The sequence below is a fragment of the Micromonospora sp. NPDC004540 genome, assembly GCF_040610095.1.
Taxonomy (GTDB): Bacteria; Actinomycetota; Actinomycetes; order Mycobacteriales; family Micromonosporaceae; genus Micromonospora.
In genome coordinates, this window is record NZ_JBEXLR010000164.1 from 1 (window position 1) to 7,589 (window position 7,589).

5 protein-coding genes and 2 pseudogenes are annotated in these 7,589 nt (G+C 76.3%); 3 read left to right on the top strand and 4 right to left on the bottom strand.

All coding sequences use genetic code 11. The annotated features are described in order from the left end of the window. Positions 1-594 (bottom strand): bifunctional adenosylcobinamide kinase/adenosylcobinamide-phosphate guanylyltransferase (locus tag ABZV78_RS30675; RefSeq protein ID WP_355644209.1); only part of this gene is annotated, 594 nt, incomplete at its 3' end. Between the two features lie 1,209 nt (positions 595-1,803). Next, positions 1,804-2,619 (bottom strand): annotated as a pseudogene (locus ABZV78_RS30680) (serine/threonine-protein kinase); the annotation flags it as partial. 121 nt (positions 2,620-2,740) lie between these two features. Between ABZV78_RS30680 and ABZV78_RS30685 the strand changes: the two are divergent. Together ABZV78_RS30685 and ABZV78_RS30690 are read left to right on the top strand one after the other, a co-directional pair. Then, a complete protein-coding gene (locus ABZV78_RS30685) occupies positions 2,741-2,941 on the top strand; it encodes a hypothetical protein (RefSeq protein WP_091320006.1) in 201 nt (66 codons plus the stop codon). After that, complete coding sequence (locus tag ABZV78_RS30690) at positions 2,938-3,735, top strand: site-2 protease family protein (RefSeq protein WP_355644211.1); 798 nt, start codon at positions 2,938-2,940, stop codon at positions 3,733-3,735. The genes ABZV78_RS30685 and ABZV78_RS30690 overlap by 4 nt, the downstream gene beginning before the upstream one ends. 106 nt (positions 3,736-3,841) lie before the next feature. On the opposite strand, the gene ABZV78_RS30695 is transcribed toward ABZV78_RS30690, so the two are convergent. Both ABZV78_RS30695 and ABZV78_RS30700 read right to left on the bottom strand, forming a co-directional pair. Beyond that, positions 3,842-4,840: an aldo/keto reductase family protein gene (locus tag ABZV78_RS30695; RefSeq protein ID WP_355644213.1), complete on the bottom strand. Its 999-nt coding sequence runs from the start codon at positions 4,838-4,840 to the stop codon at positions 3,842-3,844. Positions 4,841-4,913: 73 nt separating this feature from the next. Further along, positions 4,914-6,326 (bottom strand): WG repeat-containing protein, encoded by a 1,413-nt coding sequence (locus ABZV78_RS30700; protein WP_355644215.1) that lies wholly within the window; start codon positions 6,324-6,326, stop codon positions 4,914-4,916. 865 nt (positions 6,327-7,191) lie between these two features. Here ABZV78_RS30700 and ABZV78_RS30705 point away from each other — a divergent pair. After that, positions 7,192-7,589, top strand: a pseudogene (locus ABZV78_RS30705) (hypothetical protein); the annotation flags it as partial.

Genomic DNA, 7,589 nt, shown 5'->3' on the forward strand with positions numbered 1-7,589 from the left:
CGCCTGGCCGGGGCCGGCCGGCGCGGGCCCGGCCGGCTGCGCCGGGGCGGCCGGCTTCAGCCAGGCGGTCTGCCCGGCCACCACCAGCGCGACGGCGTCGCAGGCGTCGGCGACGGCCCGGTTGGTCGCGCCCAGCGCGTCGGTGAACGCCCGGCCCAGCGGCGTGGTGGGCACCAGGGACAGGCCCACCTCCGGGCTGACCAGCACCAGCCGGGCGACGCTGGTCCGGATTGCCGCGGCCAGCTCGGCGATGGTCGCCGTGTCGTCGGCCGGCTGGTGGGCCGGGTCGAGCAGCACGGTCACCCAGCCGCCCAGGTCGTCCACGAGCAGCGTCTCGTTCGGCCCGGCCGCCGCGATCACCTCGGCCAGCCGGCCGGGGTCGGCGGCGGTCTCCTCGGTGGTCCAGCTGCCCGGCCGGCGGGAGCGGTGCGCCGCGAGCCGGGTCGCCCACTCGGTGTCCTCCGGGTCCCCCTCGGGGGCGGTGGCCACGTACCGGACCGTGGGCGCGTCGGCCACCACCGACTCGGCGAACTCCGACTTGCCCGAGCGGATACCGCCGAGCACCAGGAGGGTGTTCCACCCGTCAACGGACATGCCCGTACCTTAAAGCCGCCCGGCGGGTCGCCGCCCGCCGGCCCGGTGTCAGTCGCAGTGCTCGAGCGGGCTGGCGTAGCTGGCCCCGCCCGCCGACCCGCCCCACTTCACGCAGACCCCGGCGGCGGTGGCCCGCACCGGCCCGGCGTAGTACTGGTAGCCGCCGCTCTCGGTGTGCCGCGCCTTGCCCTGCACCTCCAGGTACGCGGCCACCGTGGTGGCCCGCCCGACGTCGGCGTCCTTGAGGGTGACCACGCAGTTGGCGCCGCTCGCGGTGCTGTAGAGCAGGTAGACCCGGCCCTGGCGGACCCCGCCGGCGGTCAGCGTCGCTGAGTCGATCACCTGGTAGCCGCTGCCGCACACCTGCCCCGCCGTGTACGGGTTGGGCTTCTGCGGGGCGGCGGTACTGCCGGTCGGCGCGGGCGCGCCGGTGGTCGGCGCCGGGTCACCGGTCGACGGGGTGCCGCCGCCGCCCGCCGCCGGGCGGCTCGGCGTGGCCGACGGCGACCGGCTCGGCCGCCCGGTGCGGCTCGGCGTCGGGTCCGCGCCGGCGCTCGCGCCGGCCGACACGTCCGGTTGCCCGGGGTCGGCGACCGCGGACTCCCCGGTCAGCGCGGCCGGACGCTGCCCCGGGTCCGTGTCGCCGGGGGAGCGCAGGACCGCCACGACCACCGCGGTCAGCACGGCGACCAGCACCACGCCGGCCGCACCGGCCAGCGCCAGCGCCCGACCGCGACGCCGGCGCTCGGCCGGCTCCTCCAGCGTCGGCGGTACGCCCGAACCGGCGTGCCGGTCCCGCACCGGCCCGTGGCCGGGATTCGGGCCCGGCTGCGCGACGCCGACTGACCAGGCCGGCCCCGGGGCGGAAACCGGCCCGGGAGCCGCGGGGACGGGTCCGTGAGCGGCGGAGGCGTGTCCGGGAGCCGCGGGAACGGGCCCGGGAGCGGGACCGGCCCCGGACGTGGCGGAGACCTGCCCGGGAGTGGGGCCGGGGCCGGGCGTCGCGGGGCGGGCGGCCGGAGCGGTGCCGGCGGAGGAGAGCGGAGCGGCCGGGAACGCGGCGGGCGGCTGGCCGGCCGGCGGCGTACCGCCGGGCGGGTTCGGCGTCGGCGGGGGCGCCGGCAGGACGGCCGGGCCGGGCACGGCGGGCCCGGCCACCGCCCACGGCGGGCGGGGCGCGACGGGAAGGCTGGCGAGGGTGGCGTCCCGGGCGTCCTGGGCGGCCTCGGCCAGGGCGAGCGAACTCGGGAAGCGGTCGGCCGGGCGCTTCGCCAGCGCCCGGCGGACCACCTCGACCACGGCCGGCGGCATGCCCACCAGCGGCGGCGGCTCGTCCTGGACGTGCCGCATGGCCACCTGGAGCGGGTTGTCCCCCTCGAAGGGCGGCCGCCCGGCCAGGCAGAAGTAGGCGACCGCGCCGAGCGCATAGACGTCGGTGACCGGCGACACGGGCTGGCCGGCGGCCTGCTCCGGTGACATGTACGAGGCGGTGCCGAGCACCATGTGCGCGGCGGTGATGCCCGCCATGGTGCTGGCCCGGGCGATGCCGAAGTCGACCAGCACCACCGTGCCGTCCCGCTTCACCAGCAGGTTCCCGGGCTTCACGTCGCGGTGCACGATCCCGGCGACGTGGGCGGCGTGCAGCGCGTGCGCGGCCTGCGCCACCACCGACATGGTCGACGCCGGGTCGAGCCGGCCGGCCCGCCGGATCCAGGTGACCAGCGGCTCGCCGTCGACGTATTCCATCACCAGGTAGCTGACCTGGCTGCCGTCGGCGAGGGTGGCGGAGCCGAAGTCGTGCACCTGGACGATGCCGGGGTGGCGCAGCGCGGCCAGCATCCGGGCCTCGGCGTGGAAGCGGGTGGTGAACTCGGGGTCGGCGACCAGCGAGGGCAGCAGCACCTTCACCGCGACCTCGCGGCCCAGCAGGGTGTCGGTGCACTTCCAGACGGCCCCCATGCCGCCCGTCGCGATGCGTTCGCCCAGCCGATAGCGATCGCTGAGCACCACTCCTTGAGTCAGCACCGCGTCACCGTACCGGCCGGGCGGTGGGCATGATCCATGGCGGCCGGGCCGTCCCGCGTTCGGCCGACTAGGCTTGCGGGGGTTTCCGTCCCAGGGCGACGGCGGCGAGGGGAGACGCGGCATGGCGTGGAGCTGGCGGTACGAGGGCACGAACGGCGCTTCGGTCGACGGACCGGGTGAGTCGTTCCCCAGTCAGGCCGACGCCGAGTCGTGGATCGGCCAGGCCTGGCGGGAGCTCGCGGCGTCCGGCGTCACCTCCGTCGCGCTCGTCGAGGACGACCGGGTGGAGTACCGGATGAGCCTGCTGCCCCCGGCCGAATGACGAGCTACGACCGCCCGCGCGACCCGCTGGTGCTCGGGGTGCCCAAGGCGGCGTTCCGGCCCAGCGCGATCTTCCTCGCCCTGGTCGCGATCTTCGTGGCCAGCGGGGTGATGACCTGGAACCGGTTCGGCAACGTCCGGTTCGACGTCTTCCTCTTCGTGGTGTCCGGCTGGCTGATCTCGCTCTGCCTGCACGAGTACGCCCACGCGGTGGTCGCGTACCGGGCGGGGGACCGGGACATCGCGCACCGGGGCTACCTGACGTTGAACCCGCTGAAGTACACCCACCCGCTGCTGTCCATCGTGCTGCCCGTGGTCGTGGTGCTGCTCGGCGGCATCGGCCTGCCCGGCGGCGCGGTCTGGGTCGACCGGCACGCCATCCCGGGCCGGCTGCGGCACACCCTGGTCAGCCTGGCCGGGCCGGCCACCAACGTGCTGTTCACCCTGCTGCTGGTGCTGGCCGTGCACATCGGCCTGGACTTCGGCGGGCCGCTGGAGTTCTGGGCCGGCGTGGGGCTGCTGGCGTTCCTCCAGCTCACCGCCAGCGTGCTCAACCTGCTGCCGGTGCCCGGCCTGGACGGCGGCAACATGATCGAGCCGTGGCTGAGCCCGCAGTACCGGCGGATGTACGACCTGTTCGCCCCGTACGGCTTCATCCTGCTGTTCGCGCTGCTGTGGAGCCCGCGGATCAACGGCTGGTTCTTCGGCGCGGTCTTCTCCGTCGGGGACCTGCTCGGCCTGCCGCCCCAGCTCTACAGCCTCGGGTGGCACCTGATCCGGTTCTGGGAGAGCTGACCTCCGGAGCCGGGAGCCGTCGCGCAGCGGCGGGGCGCTCCGGGTTGTGCGTACCTCGGCGGGGCCCCCGGGCCGGCGCGGAGGTCGCGCCGGCCCGGGGAGAGCGTCACGGACGCTGCGCCGGGCTCTCGGTCTTCGCCGGGTCCCGCTCGGTGACGGGCTCGACGATCTCGTCGATCGCCTTGAGCAGGTCGGCGTCGAGCTTCACGCCCGCCGCCTTCACGTTGTCGTGCACCTGCTCCGGCCGGGACGCGCCGACGATCGCCGAGGAGACGTTCGGGTTCTGCAGGACCCAGGCGATGGCGAGCTGCGGCATGGTCAGCCCGGCCTGGTCGGCCAGGGGCTTGAGCCGCTGCACCCGGGTGAGCACCTCGTCGGTCATGAACCGGGCGATGAAACCGGCACCCGACTTCTCGTCGGTGGCCCGGGAGCCGGCCGGCGGCGGCTGGCCCGGCAGGTACTTGCCGGAGAGCACGCCCTGGGCCATCGGCGACCAGACGATCTGGCCGACGCCCAGCTCCTCGCTGGTGGGGATGACCTCGGCCTCGATGACCCGCCACAGCATCGAATACTGAGGCTGGCTGGAGACCAGCGGAATGCGCAGCTCGCGGGCGAGCCCGTGCGCCTCCCGGATCTGCGACGCCTTCCATTCCGAGACGCCGATGTAGTGCGCCTTGCCGGAGTGCACGACGTCGGCGAACGCCTCCATCGTCTCCTCGAGCGGGGTGCTGTAGTCGTAGCGGTGGGCCTGGTAGAGGTCGACGTAGTCGGTCTGCAGGCGGCGCAGCGAGCCGTTGATCGACTCCATGATGTGCTTGCGGGACAGGCCGCGGTCGTTGCGGCCCGGCCCGGTCGGCCAGTACACCTTGGTGAAGATCTCCAGCCCCTCGCGCCGCTCGCCCTTCAGCGCGCGGCCGAGCACCTCCTCGGCCTTCGTGCCGGCGTAGACGTCGGCGGTGTCGAAGGTGGTGATGCCGGTGTCCAGGGCGGCCCGCACGCAGGCGGTGGCCGCCTCCTCCTCGACCTGCGACCCGTGGGTGATCCAGTTGCCGTACGAGATCTCGCTGACCAGCAGGCCCGAGCGGCCTAGGTGTCGGAATTCCATGCCTCGACCCTAGCCCCGCCCGATCATGACCGGCGCGCGGCGCGACGGGGTGTGACGCTCAGCCGGCCGGGCGTCAGAGCACCGGGCTGGTGTCGGCGAGCAGCCGGTCGATCTCCGCGACCACCGCGGCCGGGCTCGCATGCACCGGGTCGATCAGCGGCTCGCCCCGCCGGTCCAGCGCACCCCAGCGGCCCGCCTCGTCGCCCACCAGGAACGCCACCGGATGCACCACCAACGTCGGGTACGCCGGCGTGACCAGCACCCGGCCGGTCCGGTCCACCACCCCCCGACGGCCGGCCAGCTCCACCCCGGCCAGGCCGTCCTCGGTGAAGCCGTCGACGTGCCGGCCGTCGGCCAGCGCGGTGGTGAGACCGTGGTACCGGGTCGGCACCACCACCTGGCCGGTCCGGTCCACCGCGCCCCAGCCACCGTTCTGCCGGACCGCCGCCAGGCCGCCCCGGAACGGCCGGACGTCCTCGAAGCCCGGCGGGATCTTCACGATGTTGGTCGGGTCGACCGCCATCCACCGGCCCTTGCCGTCCATCGACACCCAGGACAGCCCCTCGGAGAACGAGCCCACCGCCCGGTAGCCGTTGTTCGCCTCGATCATCGCCGCGCCGGTCGTGTCGATCAGCGCCCAGCGGGACGCCTCCGGGCGGCGTACCCACGCCAGGCCCTCGCGGAACGGCTGCACCTCGGCGTACCGGTGCGCGATCACCAGCTCGCCCTCGGCGTCCGCGTACCCCCAGAGTTCCTGCTCCTCGTCGAAGGTCGGCACCGGGTGCCGCTCGCCGCCCAGGACCGCCTCCCGGCTGCGCGGCTTCGGCCCGAACCCGCCGGTCGCCGCCCGCTCGGCGACCGCGTCCAGCGCCAGGGTGGTGCGGGCGTTCAGCTCCGGGTCCTCGCCCTGGCGCAGGTCCAGCGCCCGCTCGAAGTGCAGGCACGCCTCGGTCAGCCGGCCCTGGTCGTAGCAGGAGCGGCCGGCGTGCTCGTGCAGCACCGCGCGAAGCCGGTCGGGCAGCTCCGGCGAGTTGGCCTCGGCGAAGAGCCGGTCGGCCTCCGCGTGCTCACCCCGCCAGCGCAGCACCTCGGCCAGCCGGGCGCGGGCCAGCGCGGTCCGCCGCAACTCGCCGGTGGCCTCCGCGTACGTCAGGGCGAGCCGCGCGTCGGCCAGCGCGTCGTCCAGCTCGCCGAGGACCCGGGACGCCACCGAGCGCAGGCTGAGCAGCCGGGCCCGACTGCGGTTGTCCAGCGCGCTGCCGAGCTTGCCGGTGAGGCCGTCCCGGATCTCGCGCAGCTCGTCGGCATCGGGAGCCTCCTCGCGGAGCGTCTCCGGGTCGAGCCGCCAGCGGATGGCGGCGAGCGCCTGCTCGGGGTCCGCCGGTCGCGCCTCCCGCCGCTCGCCGCCGGCATCCGGCTCGGCCTCTTCGCTGTCGCGCTCTGCGGCCGCTGGCGTGGGGTTGGGTGAGGTGTCGGCCGCTTCCATGTCGCTGTGCGCCCGCGTCGGGCTGGGTGCGGTGGCTCCGGCCGGAGCGGGGTGGGCGGATGCCTGGGCCGCTTCCCTGTCGCTCGGTGCGGCTGCGGCAGGTCCGGCCGGGGTGGAGTCGACGGATGTCTCGGCCGTTTCCCTGTCGTTCGGTGCGGCTGCCGGCGTGGGTGCGGCGGTTCGGGCCGGGGTGGAGTTGGCGGGTGCGTCGGCCACGGTGGGCGGCGCGTCCTGGGCCGGCGGGCCCGCGACGGGACGTTGCTGGTCGGGAGTGGGGTTCGGCCGCTGCGGGGCTGTGGTCGGCGCGGCGTCGGCGGCCCCGGCCGACTCCTGCGCGGTGGGCGCGGGCGCTGCGGAGACCGGCGTGGCCGGGTGCGGTGCGGCTGGGCCGGAGGTGGCCTGCGTGTCGGTGCCGGCGGGGTCGGCGACGGGCGGGGTCCACGGCGCCGGAGCGGGTCGGGCCGGCGCGGCCGTCGCCGCGGACGGTCCCGCCGGTGTGGTGATGGATCCGGAGGCACCGGGGACCGGGCCGGCGGGTGCCGCTGCCGGCGGCGTGGGGACGCCGGCTGCCGGCCCGGGCACGCCCGAGACGGGTCGGGCGTCGGGTGCCCAGCGAGCGCTGTCCGAGCCGATCTCGGCGGCAGTGGACGGTTCCGGCGACCGGATGGCTCGTGGGTCCGACCCGGCCCGGAGGCCGACGGCGGGGGCGGAAGGCTCCGCGTCGGCCGCTTCCGAGCGGCGCTGAGCATCGTCCGCCGGGTCGGACACCTCCGGCGCCGCCCGGGTCGCGGTCGGGTCGGCTTCCGGCCCGACGAGCGCCGGGGCGGACGGCGCCGGCGTCGGCCCGGTCGGTGAACCGGCCGCGGTGGGCACCTCGACCGGCCGGCCCGGGTCGGTGCTCTCGTTGACCGGCGGCCTGGCCGGCGGCGCGCTGGCCGGTGGGGTGCTGACCGCCGTGCTGGCCGGCGGCGCGCTGACCGGGCTCCCGGCCGTCGGATCGACCGGTCCGGCCGCGGCGGGCGACACCGGTTCGTCCGCGAGTGCCGGGACGGAGGCCTCCGCCGGAGCGGCCGGCGACACCGGCTCGCTCGGCAGGAACCAGGCGTCCGCGTCGGCGTCCACCGGCTCGGCGGCCCCCGGATCCTCCGGCCGGCCCGCGCGCCCGCTGCGCTCGTCGGCCGGCGCGGACATCCGGTCGCCCGCGCCTGGCGCGCCCATGTTCCGCGGCGTGCCGGGGCAGGTCGCCGGGCTCGACCTGTCCCA